The 16441-nt window shown below is 48.7% G+C and carries 11 protein-coding genes; 4 read left to right on the forward strand and 7 right to left on the reverse strand.

Translation table 11 applies throughout. The annotated features are described in order from the left end of the window. Nucleotides 1-178 precede the first annotated feature (178 nt). Nucleotides 179-1249, forward strand: a complete 1071-nt coding sequence (locus tag QUB20_RS26005) for a glycosyltransferase family 1 protein (RefSeq protein WP_333250609.1) — start codon at nt 179-181, stop codon at nt 1247-1249. On the opposite strand, the gene QUB20_RS26010 is transcribed toward QUB20_RS26005, so the two are convergent. Next, nucleotides 1232-1381, reverse strand: a complete 150-nt coding sequence (locus QUB20_RS26010) for a hypothetical protein (RefSeq protein WP_333250612.1) — start codon at nt 1379-1381, stop codon at nt 1232-1234. The two genes, QUB20_RS26005 and QUB20_RS26010, sit on opposite strands and share 18 nt — an antisense overlap. Before the next feature lie 95 nt (nt 1382-1476). Here QUB20_RS26010 and QUB20_RS26015 point away from each other — a divergent pair, with 95 nt between their 5' ends. Continuing rightward, entirely contained in the window at nt 1477-2559 is a 1083-nt protein-coding gene (locus QUB20_RS26015) for a glycosyltransferase family 1 protein (RefSeq protein ID WP_333250614.1), read from the forward strand. A gap of 207 nt (nt 2560-2766) precedes the next feature. Here QUB20_RS26015 and petG read toward each other — a convergent pair whose 3' ends face one another. Beyond that, nucleotides 2767-2886 (reverse strand): cytochrome b6-f complex subunit V, encoded by a 120-nt coding sequence (petG, locus tag QUB20_RS26020; RefSeq protein WP_006632329.1) that lies wholly within the window; start codon nt 2884-2886, stop codon nt 2767-2769. Nucleotides 2887-3066: 180 nt separating this feature from the next. Here petG and QUB20_RS26025 point away from each other — a divergent pair, with 180 nt between their 5' ends. Further along, nucleotides 3067-3447: a cytochrome c gene (locus QUB20_RS26025; protein WP_333205447.1), complete on the forward strand. Its 381-nt coding sequence runs from the start codon at nt 3067-3069 to the stop codon at nt 3445-3447. A gap of 64 nt (nt 3448-3511) precedes the next feature. Here the strand turns inward: QUB20_RS26025 and QUB20_RS26030 are convergent, their stop codons facing one another. The 5 genes from QUB20_RS26030 to QUB20_RS26050 all read right to left on the reverse strand — a co-directional run bounded on the left by QUB20_RS26030 (nt 3512) and on the right by QUB20_RS26050 (nt 13547). Next, nucleotides 3512-8923 carry a DUF4347 domain-containing protein gene (locus QUB20_RS26030; RefSeq protein ID WP_333250616.1) on the reverse strand — a complete coding sequence of 1804 codons (5412 nt, stop codon included), beginning with the start codon at nt 8921-8923 and terminating at the stop codon, nt 3512-3514. A gap of 982 nt (nt 8924-9905) precedes the next feature. Beyond that, the gene (locus QUB20_RS26035; protein WP_333057940.1) at nt 9906-10265 is read right to left on the reverse strand and encodes an NIL domain-containing protein; all 360 of its coding nucleotides are present in this window, start codon (nt 10263-10265) and stop codon (nt 9906-9908) included. 214 nt (nt 10266-10479) lie between these two features. Next, nucleotides 10480-11358, reverse strand: a complete 879-nt coding sequence (gene cysW / locus QUB20_RS26040; protein WP_333057939.1) for a sulfate ABC transporter permease subunit CysW — start codon at nt 11356-11358, stop codon at nt 10480-10482. Then, nucleotides 11348-12208 carry a sulfate ABC transporter permease subunit CysT gene (gene cysT, locus QUB20_RS26045; RefSeq protein ID WP_333057938.1) on the reverse strand — a complete coding sequence of 287 codons (861 nt, stop codon included), beginning with the start codon at nt 12206-12208 and terminating at the stop codon, nt 11348-11350. The genes cysW and cysT overlap by 11 nt, the downstream gene beginning before the upstream one ends. A 238-nt stretch (nt 12209-12446) precedes the next feature. Further along, on the reverse strand, nt 12447-13547 hold the full coding sequence (locus QUB20_RS26050) for a sulfate ABC transporter substrate-binding protein (RefSeq protein WP_333250618.1): 1101 nt from the start codon (nt 13545-13547) through the stop codon (nt 12447-12449). 661 nt (nt 13548-14208) lie between these two features. On the opposite strand from QUB20_RS26050, the gene QUB20_RS26055 reads away from it, so the two are divergent. Beyond that, complete coding sequence (locus tag QUB20_RS26055; protein ID WP_333250620.1) at nt 14209-16365, forward strand: WD40 domain-containing protein; 2157 nt, start codon at nt 14209-14211, stop codon at nt 16363-16365. The last annotated feature ends 76 nt before the right edge of the window (nt 16366-16441 follow it).

Raw genomic sequence — 16441 nt, forward strand, 5'->3', positions numbered from 1 at the left:
CAACTTTTGGGCTAGCTTTACTGTTTCTTTTATTCATAACCGGCGTGCGACGCCGGTGGAACGCTCTTAAGAGGACTAATATCAAAGTCGATTTTATTACCCTTTTCTTCAGTCCGCGTAGGCGGACTTTGTATGTGTAGTCGCGACTTCCAGTCGCCGGATATCTTTCCCTAAAATCATGTCTAATTCACTTTTAATCAATTTGTCCTTTTTAACTCCCGAACCGACGGGAATCGGGACTTATGCAGCAAATCTTTTTCCCGAACTTCAAAAGCTAGAACCTACACTCCTTGTTTCCCAGGATATTGACGATTATACTTGCTATCAAATACCAAACAATCTCACGCCCGATCGAGGGACGAAAGGACAAATTAACAGGCTTAGGTGGACTCAATTTGACTTACCTAAAATTTACAAAAAATTGCAGTCAAGCCTCCTATTTTGTCCTATTCCCGAAGCACCTTTGTATTCCGGCTGCAGCTACATCGTCACAGTTCACGATTTAATTCCTTTGCGGTTTCCCCAACGGTTTTCTAGATTAACAGCTTATTTTCGCTACTACATACCGCAGGTTTTGAGGCAAGCAGAACACATTATTTGCGATTCTCAAGCAACGGCGGCAGATGTTGCTAACTTTTTCCAAATTCCGCCTAAAAAGATGACCGCAATTCCCCTAGCTTGCGATAATATTAATTTTAGATATCTCGACTTGCCAGCCAAAAATTATTTTCTTTATACCGGCAGACACGATCCTTACAAAAACTTGGAAAGATTAATTGCTGCATTTGCGAGTTTGCCCGATCGCGCAAATTACGAATTGTGGCTAGCAGGGCCTCCCAATGCCTACACGCCGCAGTTGACAGCACAAGTTGAAGAATTAGGTTTACAATCTTTGGTAAAGTTTCTCGGTTACGTTCCCTATTCTCAATTGCCCGTACTGATGAATCAGGCGATCGCCCTAGTTTTCCCTACACTGTGGGAAGGATTCGGCTTACCAATTTTAGAAGCAATGGCTTGCGGCACACCCGTCATCACATCCAACCTGTCATCAATGCCAGAAGTAGCCGGAGATGCCGCATTATTAGTCAATCCTTACAGCGCCGGAGAAATAGCCGAAGCCATGCAAACAGTAGCCACAGATTCAAAAGTGCGATCGAACTTAAAAACTGCTAGTTTAGCCAGATCATCTCAATTTAGCTGGCACAAAACCGGAAAAGCAACCGCCAACATCTTACAACAATATCTTTAAACCTTCCCTCTCTTCCTTTCTCCTCTCTGCGTCCTCTGCGCCCTCTGCGGTTAAACTCACATCTTGCACCATTGTCAGCAACAGGCAAGATGCCTGTTCCACAAAAGATAAATTTTCTTGTGGAACAGGCATCTTGCCTGTTCCTAAAAAGCTAATTGATAATGGTGTAATATCTCAGGTTAAATAAAAAAAATCCCACTCAAAAACCGCAATCTACATATTATCCCATGCCCAATCCCCAATCCAACCTGCTCATCAACCTCTCCTTCCTAATTTCCAAACCAACCGGCTTAGCCATCTATGCCAAAAACCTATTTCCCCACCTAAAATCCCTCAACCCAACATTACTAACAGCCGAAAAATTCCCCAATAGCAACTGCTACCAAATCCCCGGCAACCTAACGCCCGAACAAGGCACAAAAGGACACATCAACCGATTGCTGTGGACACAAACCCAACTCCCCAAAATTTACAAACAGCTAAAATCTAACCTGTTATTTTCCCCAATTCCCGAAGCTCCTCTATTTGCAGGTTGCCGCTATATAATTACAGTACATGACTTGATAGCGCTGCGATTTCCCCGCCGCTTCGATCCTCTGACACCTTACCACCGCTATTACATTCCCCAAGTGCTGCGGCAGGCTCAACACGTCATCTGCGACTCGGAATCAACTGCCAAAGATATCGCTAATTTTTGCAATATTCCTAATAATTTAATTACGCCAATTTTTCCCGGATACGATACCAGTTTTTTCCGTTTTTTAGACTTGCCAACAAGCAATTATTTTCTTTATATCGGTCGCCACAATCCGTATAAAAACGTGCAGCGAGTTGTAGCAGCCTTTGCTGCTTTGCATGATAATTCCGAGTACGAATTGTGGATAGCAGGTTCGGAAGACAAACGCTATACCCCGCTGCTGAAGGCGCAGGTTCAAGAATTGGGATTGGTCGATCGAGTAAAATTCCTAGATTACCTCCCCGCGGCTGACTTGCCCAAAGTCATCAACCAAGCGATCGCCCTGGTTTTCCCCAGTCTTTGGGAAGGATTCGGGCTCCCCGTGCTCGAAGCAATGGGCTGCGGCACTCCTGTAATCACCTCTAACCTGTCTTCAATGCCCGAAGTGGCTGGGGGTGCAGCCTTATTAGTCAACCCCTACAGCGTCGAGGAAATTGCCTCTGCTATGCAAGAGCTTGCAGTCGATGCCAAAGTTCGATCGCAATTGCGGGAGCTCGGTTTAGCCAGAGCAAAACAATTTAGCTGGGAAAAAACAGGGCTGGAAACTGCTGCTATTCTCGATCGATATCTTTAACGAAGGAAGTTCGGCAACGGATTGTGTAACGGATGTAACGGATGGAACAAGGAAGTTCGGCAACGGATTGTGTAACGGGTGTAACGGATGGAACAAGGAATAGGGAAGAGGGAAGAAGTCAGTAGGCAGATTTAATGCCGGATGCCCCATGCCCCATGCCCAATTCCCCATTCCCTGACAGCCTGAGTTAGAGACTGTAGGTCCCTTTTACTTGTTGATACCCAACTGATCGCCGCGCTTGTACTGCTGATAAGCAGCAAAAAACAGCCCCGCCAGAGTAACAAAGATTAGACCCAGAACAATACCTGAAAGCAGCGGTTCTACCATGAGAGCTCCTTAACGTTAAGATTTAACAACCTATTTTTAATATTACCAGCACTTACACAGATGAATTTTCCAAAAAGCGCCCTTCCGGGAGTCTCAGACCTTGCTCTCCCCGCTGCGAACGATTAAGCTATGTTATGAGAAATAAATTTTCTTGTAGATACTATTTTTAATTGAACTCCTTTGAATAACCAACTTGCCAGGAATGAAATTAAAAACCCGATCGAGCGACTTGCCATATTTGCGCTAGCGGTGTTGCTTGCCATCATGTTGGCAATTATCACAATACGTCAATTTCAAGTCGCCGATCCTTACGTCAAAAGCGTCCTATCCCTCACGGGCAACCCGTTTCAGGGTTCCGCCATCTTTCAAATGAACTGTGCGGGTTGTCACATCTCCGTTTCAGACAGTCAAGTCGGGCCCAACTTGCACGGAGTTTCCGATCGCAAATCCGAATTGGATCTGATCCGGCAAGTCACCAGCGGGCAAACCCCACCAATGCCCCAGTTTCAACCGAGTCCGCAAGAAATGGCCGACTTGCTGAAGTATCTCGAACAAATTTGACCAAAGAAGGGGAACGGAATTCGTTCCCCTTCTTTGGCTGACTCTCGAAACTTTGATCTGCAGACTAAACCAGCAAGTTAAAACTCTGAGCCGATAACTGGCTCGGCTGTACGCCCGTCAGTATAGCCAAAATCTGGTCGCTGTTGGCAATTCCGATCGCCGTCGAGCCATTAGTTTCGGTTAACGACAGTTGATTGAAGTCCAAGCCTCCCACCAACTCGATCGAATCAACTCCTGCAGTGAAGTTGAAAATCGTGTCAATTCCTCCGCCCGCTGACAAGACAAAACCATCGCTGCCACTGCCACCGACGAGAGTATCGCTGCCAATACCACCAAAGAGCAAGTTATCGCCGGTGCCACCAAAGAGCAAATCATCACCGCTGCCCCCAATTAAGGTATTGTTACCGTCGTCGCCGCAGAGAGTGTCATTGCCTTGATCGCCAAATAGCACGTCGTCGCCAGCGCCTCCCAAAATTACGTCATCGGCTTTGCCCCCGTACAATAAGTCATTGCCTTCGTCGCCAGAAAGAGAGTCGTTGCCACGATTGCCAAAAATCGTATCGTTACCGCGATCGCCAAAAATCAGGTCAAACCCTTTGCCACCAAAGAGAGTATCGCTATCGATGCCTCCATAGACAGTATCGTTGGCCGTATTGCCATTGATATAGTCACCGCCCCCTCGACCAAAGATCAAATCGTTGCCGCTCAACCCGAAGATAGAGTCACTGCCAGCACTACCCACGATCGTATCGTCCCCGTTAGGGCCATTGATCACATTACCCGCGGTCGGAGTACCTGGTTCAGTGGGAGTAGCTATCCTGGGGAAGTTCTCAGGGCAAACCAAATCTGTCGGTACAGGTTCCGGTGTCGGTGTCGGCGTCGGTACAGGTGCAGGCGTCGGCGTCGTTACAGGTGCAGGTGCAGGCGTCGGCGCAGGTGCAGGTGCAGGCGCAGGTGCAGGCGTCGGCGCAGGTGCAGGCGTCGGCGCAGGTGCAGGCGTCGGCGTCGGTACAGGTGGCAGTGGCACTGGCGGCGGAGTCGGCGTCGGAGTCGGAGTCGGCGTCGGAGTCGGCGTCGGCGGCGGCGGCGCTGGGAAGTTCCCGAAGTTGATGCCCGTAACAATAGCGCCTGAAGTTAGGGCGATGTCGGCAGGGTCGGGTGTGCTTTGGGTAAACCCAGTTTGGTTGACTTCCCTGACGCGGTAGGTTCCCGGCGTTAGGTTCGCGAACAGGTAGTTGCCACTGTTGTCTGTGGTAGTAGTAACAGGAGCAGGAGCAGTTCCAGCTACGACATTGGTTAACTGAATTTGGAAATTGGGTAAACCCGGTTCTCCAGCATCCTGAGTGCCATTGTTGTTGGTGTCTTGGAACTTCAGACCTCGGATCGCCCCCGGTTGGGGCAGGAAGTTGCCGAAGTCAATGCCTGTGATGTTATCCGAGGGATTAACCGTAACGGGAGCGGGGTTAGGGGTCGTCTGCGTCCACCCGTTTTGCTGGACTTCCCTTACCTGGTAAGTACCTGCAGGTATATCTCGCAGAGTGTAGTTGCCCGCTGCATCAGTGATGGTAGTCGGTTCGCCCTGCTGAAAGATGCCATCGGGAGTGATACTGTCGAGGAATATTTGCCAGTTAGCTAGCCCCAATTCTCCGGCATCCTTAACGCCGTTGTTGTTGAGGTCATTGAATTTTTGACCGCTGATAGTGCTCGACTGGAAGTTGCCGAAGTTGATATTAGCGATATCTTGACCGCTGGTGACAGTGATGTCCGCCGGGTCGGAGGTAGTTTGCGTCCAAGTAGGCTGCAAGACTTCCCGCACCTTATAGGTTCCGGCTGACAAATCGAGGAATTTGTAGTTGCCGGTGGCATCGGTGAGGGTGTTCGGTTCCCCAGTGTCGAGAGTACCGTTATCGTTGGTATCGAGGAAGAATTGCCAGTTGGGTAGTCCTGTTTCTGCTGGCGCATCTTGGATGCCATTTGTGTTGAGGTCATTGAACTTCAGACCGCTAATCGAGTTGGGCTTGAAGTTGCCGAAGTTGTTGTTTTGGGAGTCTGTGCCGCTGGTGACGGCGATCGTAAACGCGCCGGGAACAGTAGGCCTAGCTGGGTTGACGGGGGGTACAGTTTGCGTCCAGCCGGTTTGTGGCACTTCCCGCACTGTATAAGTGCCGGCTGGCAGGTTGGTGAACTGATACTTACCGGCGACATCGGTGACGGTGGCGTTGGTGCCTGTTTCGCCTGGTATTGCATCTTGGCTGCCGCTGTCGTTGGCATCCAAGTAAATTGTCCAGCCTCCTAGCGGTGGTTCTTCTGGCCCATCTTGGATGCCATTTTTGTTGAGGTCATTAAATTTGATCCCGCTGATTTTGCCTAGTTGGAAATTGCCGAAGTTTTGAGCCGTAATGTTTGTGCCGCTGACCGGGTTAATTGGATAAAAAGTCGGGCCGGCGGTTTGTGAGAAACCATCCGGCACGTCTTCTCTCACAAAGTGCCGACCGGAGCCGACGTTGGCAAAGCTATACGTCCCAGGCGCCGCTGGCGCTGTACCGGTAACTTGAGAGGCAATTTCCGTATCACCGCTATCTAAAGTGCTGTTATCGTTAGTATCTTTGAACAAGCGAATGGTAGTGCCGTTGAGGGGGGTGTCGTCAGCAGAGAAGCTATTACCTGTGAGGTCGGTGAATTTGGTGCCGCTAACGGTGATGTTTTGGAAAATGCCGAAGTTTTGACCGGTGACGGGAGTACCGCTTTGGGAGGTAACGGGAAGTGCGGCAGCGGGGAAAGAGATAGTGGAGTTGGCTGGGGCAGTGGCTTGTATCAGGTAATTGCCGGGGCCTATATCCGCGAATGTGTAATCTCCGGCTCCCGCAGTGGTTTGTGGAGTGCCCACAACCGTATCTGTGCCGACTTCTAGCGTGTTGTTGTTGTTGGTGTCTTTGTATAAAGTTACCGTGACGCCGTTTAATGTGGTGTCGGTGCCAAGGTCTAAGACTTTGTTGCCGACGAGATCGGTGTAGGTTTTGCCCGCGATCGATGTCAGTTGGAAATTGCCGAAGTTAGCACCCGTAACATCAACAATACCGGTATTTGGCGGAGTCGGGCCGAGGGTCTGCACCCAAGCAGTAGCAGGCGTTCCAGCGGGAGGCGCTTCTGTAATCGGAGTATCTGTTTTTACGTCGCGCAGGGTATAAGTGCCGTCGGGTGCGGTAGTAGCGCTTTTCGTGCCTACAGAAATCACCCAGCCCGGAAGACCTGGTTCAGTCGCTGCAGCACCTTGCAGGCTATCCCCGTTAAGGTCGTTGAATTTAACCCCTGTGACGATCGGGCCGTATTCATAAGCACCGATATCAACACTAGCGCCGATCGTCCGGGGAAAGCCAGCACCTCGCTGGTCAGTTGCCCCGGCAGCCGCAGCCGCGGTGGGGTCGCCACCGTTGAGGGCCGGATTAGGACTGTCCGCCAAAGCAAAGGTAACAGGACCGGCTGTAGCCTGGTTCAATGCTGCGGTAGGGGCTATGACATTTGCTAGAGGAACGGTCAGTTGCTGGGTGGCAGGTAAATTGGTCTGATTACCACTGTTCGCATTACCAACGTCCCCGATCAAATTGTTCCTGCTGGTGGCAGCGAAGGATGTCCCGAACACGTCGGGACGGACGCCACCAATATTGCCTGCGACGATCGAATTTCTGAGATCCACAATACCGCCGTTAGTAGCAATTCCCCCCCCGTAAGCAAGAGCAGGATCGGGACCAGCATTGTTGGCCGTAATAGTGTTGTTAGTGAGAGTTGCACTAGCGCCCAAGTTGACAAAAATTGCGGCACCTGCCCCAAGACCCGGTGTAGCACCCTGTGTAGGGACCGCGCCGGCCGGATCGCCGCCTATTGCTGTGTTGTTGAACAAAGTGCTGTTGTTGAGAGCCAAACTGCCAGCATTTACAAAAATTGCGCCTCCCAAACCAGCACCGCCGCCGCCAGTGACTGGGCTACCAGTGCCACCTGGCGTGAAACCTCCGAGGGTCGTGCTGGCTACTACTGCTGCACCCCTGCCGCTACCTCCACCGAAGCCACCCACACCGCCAGCGCCGATCGCACCTGCGACACTGCCAGTACCGCCAGCGCCGCCACCGCCGCCACCGCCGCCAAAGCCACCAGCACCACCAGCGCCACCAACGCCCCCAGCGCCTGCAGTGCCCGTACCTGGCGTGCCGCCGGTGCCACCAGCGCCACCGCCTCCGCCTCCGCCACCGACGAGCCCGCCAGCGCCGCCAGCGCCGCCGATGCCTCCAACTCCGCCATTAGTACCGCCCGGTGTACCGCTGCCACCAACCCCTCCCGCGCCACCAATTCCGCCGTTGAGACCGGTTCCTGGCAATCCGCCACTGCCAGCGCCACCATTGCCGCCGGGGCCGCCTGGTCCACCTGCCCCGCCGTTATTGACCAACCCGGTGAGGCCTGCTTGACCGGGGCCGCCTGCGGAAACGAAGGGAAACAGGCTGGCAAAATCGGTGTTGCCGCCAGGGCCTGCGACTGCAGGACCGACGGGGGCGGCGCTGCCCGCGCCGCCCGTAGCGCTGTTGCCATTGAAGGTAACGCTATTAACTGTGACATCGCCGGTGTTGATAAATAGTGCGCCTCCCATGCCTGCCGCACCGCCACCGCCGCCCGTACCGGCACCGCCTAGCGCTCGACCACCGGTCAATGTCAGGTTGGAAAAGCTGACTGGGGCAGTCCCGGTGTCTACAAAAAAGCCCCGGTTATTAGCGAAATTTATGATGAAACCGCCGCCGGTAAAGGTGATGGGGGTGGAAATTCTGGGCAGAACGTCTCCGGCGGCTAAGGTGATGTTGCTGGTGATGGCGATCGTGTCTGCATTGGGCAAAGCGTTAGCCAGAGTTATCGCATCTCGCAGTTCGCCAAATGTGGCGACTAAAACTGCACTGTAAGCTTCCCTCGCCTCAGCCGAAAATGCTAAAGGTGTTTCTATGTTGCCCGTAGTTACTTCGAGTTCCCAGTCTCCCCCCAACGCAGCATTGCCAGTCAAGTTATCGGAAGCGGCAATATTTGCCCCGGTGAGCTGGCTCAGCCTTTGGACGAAAGCGACACCTGCTTCTGTGGCGGCGACGTTGCAACCGTAAAGTAGAATTTCGGGTTTAGCTGTAATTGAAGAGTTCGAGTTTGTTTCGGCTGCTGGCAAAGCAAACCATGTTTCTAAATAATTGCGGTAGCTTTCAATGTTGCACAGATTTAGTTCTGTTGCTCCCAGTTGCAAGCTGGCTGCTGCGCCGTGAGACAAAATGTGGACGGCTGCAATGTTTTTCCGCTGTTTAAGTGTTTCGGCAATTTGCTCAATGCCGTCGCGATCGGCTTTGAGAATAACAATTTCTGTATCGGAATTGACCGTTTCTGTTAAACTTTCGCAATCTTTAACTTGTGAATCAGCAAAAACTATTTGGTGTTTCCGTTCTTTATAGAGTTCCACGTTCAAATTCTCCTGGTACACGCACACATCAAATTCATATCACAAACCAACCGCAGCAGCGATCGAGCTTTCCCGCTGAGTGCGGATGAGAGTCGTTGGCGAAGCTTGCAGAAGAGGATCGCTCCTAATTTCACCTAACCTAACTTTCACCTAAATTGAATATTGACAAAAACTTTTTTTTATGCTGCCCTGCCATAACTGAGTTAGTTTGATTGTTTAGAAGTTTTATAGGGGGATATTGTTCCGGCTGTTACAACAATGTTGGAGAAGACGTGCGCGCTGTTTATTGATATGCCAGAGATGGAGAAAAAACCAGATTTTATAAAAATTGTCAATCCAATAGTTAATTGATGGCGATCGATATTTTTTAATCAAGAGTCATCAATCACGATTATTAGCTGTAAGCTGGTGTTATTTGGTAGTTGTTCCCTGCTGAATGATCGGTATGTGCGATCCGGGAGCATCTCACCTTTGCAGCCCAGCTATAAATTGGAGTTTTGAGGCAGGAGGCAGGAGGCAGGAGGCAGAAGGAAAGAGGAAGAAGGAAGGAGCCAGAAGAAGTATTTTTACAAATATGAGATGCTCCCTGCGATCCTCTTCTGCAAGCTTCGCTAACGAACAACCGCCATTAAATTGCTTTGTAGGGAGGAATGCAACAAGTCCTCTGAGTTTTATGAAGGCTTGCATTCCTCACTAGAACCTTGATAACGGTTATTTTACAGGAAGAGATAGGCTGACTCATGACTAACATTACTTGAGACTATTAGGCTCAATAAATCGGGTCGAAAAAAATATGCGTGTCAGTCCAGAATATTAGGAATGATAATTAAATAACTTAGAATGCGTGATGGTTCTTGTGGGATGGGCGTCCCGCCCGTCCAGAAAGGGCGGGCGGGACGCCCATCCCACTTTCAAGAGTGTAAATTATTTAATTAGCGATCCTTAGCTGATCTTCCAGGTTGGTGCGTCCCAGACTCACTAATTACCAAGTTTCTTCATCGGGATTATTGGAATTGCTCCAGATTTCTACATCCAAATCATTGAGATAAATCAGAGCCGTTTCAATCTGTTTACTTGTACCGTTAAGTTCCAGATCAAACCAACCGTCATCTAAAGTTTTGACACCCAACAAAGCGGCATTAAAATTTACCGTCAAACCGTATTCAGAAATCAGGTTAGAGATTACAGGTTCCTGATGGTATTCTTTAGGAACACGAATGCGAATGCGGGTTTGAGTTGGTCTGCTGTCGCCAATCTCAGATTTGGGAATATCTGATTCTTGGGTTTTGTGAAAATTGTCGATCGGCTCAAATTGAGATTCGCTAGTGTTGTGAGCTAACATTTGGGACTCCTAATTTTTGTTTCAGTTTACATTTTGTACCAATATCTTGTAGGGTGCGTTGCTGCGAGATTTTCGAGCTTCCCACTAGATTGTCGATAGCGCCGCACCCTACTAATGACTGGTTTGAGGGATGAGGTTCACAGCGCACACCCTAATGACTAATGACTAATGACTAATGACTGATGACTAATGACTAATGACTGATGACTAATGACTATTCTTCAACTTCTTTAATCCTAGTTTTTCGTTCTAAAATCTCCTTAAGCACGAGAGTAACAACTGCTAAAAGACCGAGAACTACCGCAGCCGAAAATGCGGCTTGCGTCGCGTACTGCTTGTAAGCATCCTCTACAAACAAAGGCAAAGTTTGTGTTTTTTTAGCAATATTTCCCGACACCACAGAGACGGCTCCAAATTCTCCCATTGCTCTAGCATTGGTCAAAATTACTCCGTAAAGCAATCCCCAGCGAATACTGGGAAGCGTGACATTCCAGAAAATTTGCCAGTCATTTGCTCCCAAAGTTTTCGCCGCCTCTTCTTGATCTGTTCCGACTTCTTCCAAAACAGGAATTACTTCGCGGGCCACAAAAGGCAAGGTAACAAAGGCAGTAGCCAGCACCATCCCAGGGAAGGCAAAAATAACCCTGATATTTGCCGCCTCCAGCCACGGCCCAAACCATCCCAGCCGACCGTAAAGCAGTACAATCATTAAACCTGCAACTACGGGAGAGATGGCAAAAGGCACGTCTAAAAGGCTGATTAGTAGCGTGCGCCCCCGAAATTTATTGCGGCCAATTACCCAGGCTGCACACAAACCGAATACTGTATTTATTGGCACAACTATCAGAGAAATTATCAGGGTTAGTTGCGCTGCGTGCAGAAAATCTGGTGAGGTTAAGTTAGAAAAAAATGGCTCAAATCCCTTTCTGAAAGCTTGATAAAAAACGTTGAGAGTGGGGATAAATAAGACAAGAGCGAGATAGCCGATCGCAATTCCGATTAAAGTTGGTTTTACCCAAGCTTTTTCCTGGCTCCGACTAGAACCTGCGGGCGGACTTTTGTAACCAGCGGGTGAATTGATATTAGTCGTCATAGCGTCTTCTCCATGCTTGTAAGAGATTAATGGCGAACAACATTGCCAGGGAAATACCTAACATGACAGTGCCGATAACTGTTGCTCCTGCATAGTCGTACTGTTCCAATCTTTGAAAAATTAATACGGGCGCGATTAAATCTTTGAACGGTATGTTAGAAGCTACAATTACAGTAGAGCCGTACTCGCCTACCGCTCGCGAAAAGCCGAGTGCTACTCCGGTTAAAATAGACGGAAATAACGGCGGTAAAACTACTCGCCAGAAAGTTTCAAATTGAGAAGCACCTAAACACCAAGCTGCTTCTTCGATCTCTTTTTCCATCTCGTTTAAAACTGGCTGTACGGTTCTAACGATAAATGGCAAGGAAATAAATATCATCGCTATACCTACGCCTAAGCGAGTAAACGATATCTTGATTCCCAAAGGTGCAAAAAACCAACCAATCCAGCCGTTATCGCTGTAAACTGTGGCGAGAGTTAAACCGGCGACGGAGGTAGGGAGCGCAAAGGGTAAATCGACGATTGCATCTATAATCCGTTTTAAGGGAAAGTCGTAGCGGACTAATACCCAGGCAATTAATGTGCCGAAGACTCCGTTAATTAATGCCGCAATTAATGCCGTAAAGAAGGTGACATCGTAGGCGGAAAGGGCGATCGGACTGGTGGCAATTGCCCAAAATTCGGCGGGGTTTGCTGTGCTGGCTTTCAGCAGCAATGCTGCAACTGGGAGCAATAGCATTAAGCTGAGGTAGCCTAGGGTGATTCCCCAAGGTAATGTGATTTTGCCGATCGCCCTTTTGATATTTTCGATCGGAGATTGAGGGTTACTGATTGCAGATGATTCAGCCATAAGTGAATAGTTTTGAGTTGGAAAGAATAATTGCGATCGGGGGCTGGTTTTACCAAAAATAATTGCCTAAAACCAATCATCTGGTAAACCCTGGCTCATTAGATAGATGTAGGGTGCGGATCCATCCTACAATCGGCAAGGCGCGATCGAATATCTAGGAGCGACGCACCATACCAGATACGGGTTTTACCAATAATAATTGCCTAAAACCAATCATTTCGTAAACCCGCCCCGGCCACTACTGTCTAATTGAACCTTGAATTTTGTCAAAAATAGCTCCGTCATCGAAGAATTTCTGCTGAATATCTCCCCAACCTCCTAAGTCTTGAGCTGTAAATAGGGTTTTGATGGGGGGATATTTTTGGGCAAATTCCGGTTCCGCCGCTACTGTCGCATCTACTGGGCGGAAGCCTGCTTTGGCAAATTCTCGCTGAGCTTCTGGGGTGTACAGAAATTTGACAAATGCTTCGGCGACTTCGCGATTACCGTGTTTATCAACGTTTTTATCGATAATGGCAATGGGATTGTCGATCGACACATTCACGTCTGGAATAGTATAAGTCGGTTTTTCGCCTTTCTCACCAGCCAAAATAACCTCGTTTTCGTAATTAATTAAGGCGTCGCCTTGGCCTTGTTTGAAAAATACGTCGGTGGCTTCGCGGGCATCTTTAGTCAGGATGGGGACGTTTTTGTAGACTTTAGTAGTCAAGTCTAATGCTTTGGTTTCGTCTCCTCCGGTTTTAACAACCGAACCCCAGAGTGCGAGGAAATTCCAGCGGGCAACGCCTGATGTTTTGGGATCGGCAGTAATCACTTTTACTCCGTCTTTGCCTAAATCTTCCCAGGTTTTGACGCCTTTGGGATTGCCTTCGCGGGTGACTATTGCTGCTACGGATTTGCTGACTATCCCTTCGTTGGGGACTTCTTTTTCCCAGCCAGGCTCAATTAGTCCGGCTTTTTCGATTCTTTGAGTGTCGAAGGCGAGGGCTAGGTGTACGATGTCTGCTTCTAAACCGTCAATTACGGCGCGAGTTTGGGAACCGGAACCGCCGTAGCTTTGGTTGAAGGTGACGGTTTGGCCTTTTTCTTTTTGCCATTGTTCTACGAATTTGGGAATTATGGCTTCGTGGGCGACTTTGGTGACTGCGAAGGATACTAGGGTTAATTCTACGTTGCCTTTGGTGGTGCCCTGGCTGCAGGATGCAACGGTCAGACTTAAAGTTATTCCCACTAAAAATAGCGATACAAATCTTTTCAGCGCCGTCAAGGATTTATTTGTGCTGGCTGGTGGCTGTTTTGGCCAGTGAAGGTGTTGAGTTAGGCGTTGCCACGGGCTCATTATATTTGTTCCTCTAGTGAATGTACGGTTATTAGGTCGGAATACCGTAATTAGGGTGGTGAAGTACGATTATAGACAAGAGCGAGTCAAAAGGCAACAAAAAAAACAAATTGGGGGAACTCAGGGTCGATCGCATATCCTGAAGTCTTTTCCGTCGGTGCTTTGGATTCAGATTCGGGGTAAAATGTAAAGTGTATAAATACTCTGATTGAGTTAAGGTGCTAAACTTGCGCGGCAGCACGATACGCCTTCTAGATACGTTGACAAGCGAATTTCTTCATGTGGTATCCGCCACGTGATTTATCCGTGGAATCAATCCAAAATCTAAAATCTAAAATCCTCAAGCCCCCGAATTTATCCGTGGGGTCAATCTAAAATCTAAAATCTAAAATCTAAAATCGAATGACCGATCGCCCAAATGTAGGGCTCATGCCAAGATCCCCCGCCCCATCGAGATATGCCTGAGCGAAAGCATCCAGGATACAAGCCCCCGGATTCATCCGTCCAGAAATAAAAAACCTGTATCCGATAAACTTGCCCCCGAATTTATCCGTGGGGTCATGCTTCAATTCTAAAATCTAAAATCTAAAATCTAAAATCTAAAATCTAAAATCGATTGACTCGCGCGATCGCCCTTAAGTAAGAAAAAGTTTTAACTGGTATGTCCTTACCCCGCCCAGTCTCAGACACCCTAATTGAACTGTTGAAGCCTGTAGCCTCGGAATTGGGAGAAAGATTGGGAGCAAGCGCTGTCAACGAACGCTATGCCGAAATTGAGCCCTCTGGTTCTTCAGCTTTGAACCAGCAAATCAAAAAAGACCCCCGCTGGATTAAAGCACAAGTGAGATATTTGCAGCGGCAGCAGGCCAGAGAACAAGAATTAATCGCGATCGCCAGCGCAGAAGAAAGGGTAAAGGAAGAACGGGCTAATCGAATTAAGGCACAAGAAGTAAGAGATAAGCGGGCAATTAGTCGGCTTTGCCGCGACTTAATGCGGGAGTTTCAATCAGAAGCAATTCGAGTTAAGCTGAACGAAATTCAAACTATTTGGGACAGGGACAACTGGTTTTCTAATTTGAGCCGGCAGGAAACTGAACAGATTTTGCAGCAGCAGCAGCACCGATTGCTGCTGTTAGTTGCTCCCGCAAAAATTAGCCAAGATTGCCCTGATTCGTTTCGCCACAATCTGAATATCGAGCTGCCGGCTAAGTTAAGAGCTTTTTTGAACCAGCACTACCCCCCGCACGGAGATTTGTGCCCGGTTCAGTTTTACGGAGACTATTTCAAAAAATCGATTTCCGATATTGATGTGGAGCGGTTGCAGACTGTGTTGTCTCCCGTCCCTACAGCTATACTGTACAGCGATATCAGCGATTATGAAGTTAATTTTCATGTCGGTTTTTGGGGAGTCATCAATCAGAGCGTTTCTCTAGTGGCGATGCAGCCTTGGAATTGGGAAGAGGTTTATCAACAGTTGGAGGCAGAGGGAAAAGATAGAAAGCTGAGCCTGCGGATTATTCGGCAAATAATTGTGACAATTCACAAGTTATTGGCTGCTTTTTTAGCGGATTTGTATTATTTAAATATCGATTTTACTCACGAACCTCAGTTATTTAATTTAGAGGCGGAATTTGCTCAGGAATGGTTTTCTAAAGATTGGGCCAAACCGTATATTGAAACTCTTAAAGAAATTCAGGAGCAGCAGCGAATAGTCTATAAGGGAGAGATGCGGCGGCTGGCGCTGCGAGAGGCGAAAGCTAGGGCGGAACGCCAGCGTCTGGAGGAGGCTGAACTCAAACGCAGAGAGGAAGCTGAGGCTGCAGCTAAGCGGGTGAAGGAATTAGCTCACAAATTAAAACATCAGAAATGGCGGTGTGTCTATACGCTGCCGGGACATTCATCGTTTGTGAATTCTCTGGCGATTAGCCCTGACGGCAAAATTTTGGCTAGCGGTAGTTGGGATAAAACTATTAAGATTTGGGATTTAGAAACCACGGAATTAATTGGCACTCTGACGGGACATTCCGATCGCGTAAATTCAGTTGCTATTAGCTATGACGGAAAAATGTTGGTCAGCGGCAGTTCGGACGAAACAATTAAGTTTTGGAATTTGCACAACGGCGATTTGCTGTGTACTTTTCCGGGACATTCTATGGAGGTGAATTCGGTGGCGATTAACCCGAAGGGCCAGGTAATTGCTAGCTGCGGGGGGGCTGATAATACGATTAAGCTGTGGAATTTGCGGAGTGGTGAGTTGCTGCGGACTTTGAGGGGTCATTCTGACAATGTGAATGCGGTGGTTTTTAGCCCGGACGGTAAAATATTGGCGAGTGGCAGTTCGGATGCGACGAGTAAGGTTTGGGATGTGGAAAGTGGCAAGTTGCTGCGGACTCTTTCGGGGTTGAATGTTGGGGTGAATTCTGTGGCGATCGCGCCGGATGGTCAGATTCTTGCTAGCGTCAGCAATGATTATACGATTAAGCTGCGAAATTTGCAGACGGGCAGTTTGTTGCGGATTTTAAATACTAATTCTGGAAGGGGAAAGGGTGTAACGAATTTAGGAACGAATGAGGCGGTGCATATTTTGCAGAATTATGTGAGTCGGGGCGAGTCGGTTGCTATCAGTGGGGACGGTTTGACTTTGGCTAGCGGGTGCGATGATAATACGATTAATATTTGGAATTTGCAGACGGGGGAGTTGTTGACCAGTCTTAAGGGACATTCGGGTACGGTGTACTCGGTGGCGATCGCACCTTCGGGCAATTTGCTCGCCAGCGGCAGTGCGGATCAGACGATTAAGATTTGGCGGTGCGATTAGTTAGGATCGCGAATTAAATAACTTACAATTTTAATTGTTATTGTGGGATGGGCGTCCCGCCCGTCCTTTTTGGACG

The sequence above is a fragment of the Microcoleus sp. B4-C2 genome (genome assembly GCF_036705265.1).
GTDB lineage: Bacteria > Cyanobacteriota > Cyanobacteriia > Cyanobacteriales > Microcoleaceae > Microcoleus.

Excerpts from the sequence above, each read along its gene's own strand:
- QUB20_RS26005 (WP_333250609.1), top strand. The coding sequence starts at position 179 with ATGTCTAATTCACTTTTAATCAATTTGTCCTTTTTAACTCCCGAACCG.
- QUB20_RS26010 (WP_333250612.1), bottom strand. The coding sequence starts at position 1,381 with ATGCCTGTTCCACAAGAAAATTTATCTTTTGTGGAACAGGCATCTTGC.
- QUB20_RS26015 (WP_333250614.1), top strand. The coding sequence starts at position 1,477 with ATGCCCAATCCCCAATCCAACCTGCTCATCAACCTCTCCTTCCTAATT.
- petG (WP_006632329.1), bottom strand. The coding sequence starts at position 2,886 with ATGGTAGAACCGCTGCTTTCAGGTATTGTTCTGGGTCTAATCTTTGTT.
- QUB20_RS26035 (WP_333057940.1), bottom strand. The coding sequence starts at position 10,265 with ATGTTAGCTCACAACACTAGCGAATCTCAATTTGAGCCGATCGACAAT.
- cysW (WP_333057939.1), bottom strand. The coding sequence starts at position 11,358 with ATGACGACTAATATCAATTCACCCGCTGGTTACAAAAGTCCGCCCGCA.
- cysT (WP_333057938.1), bottom strand. The coding sequence starts at position 12,208 with ATGGCTGAATCATCTGCAATCAGTAACCCTCAATCTCCGATCGAAAAT.
- QUB20_RS26050 (WP_333250618.1), bottom strand. The coding sequence starts at position 13,547 with ATGAGCCCGTGGCAACGCCTAACTCAACACCTTCACTGGCCAAAACAG.
- QUB20_RS26055 (WP_333250620.1), top strand. The coding sequence starts at position 14,209 with ATGTCCTTACCCCGCCCAGTCTCAGACACCCTAATTGAACTGTTGAAG.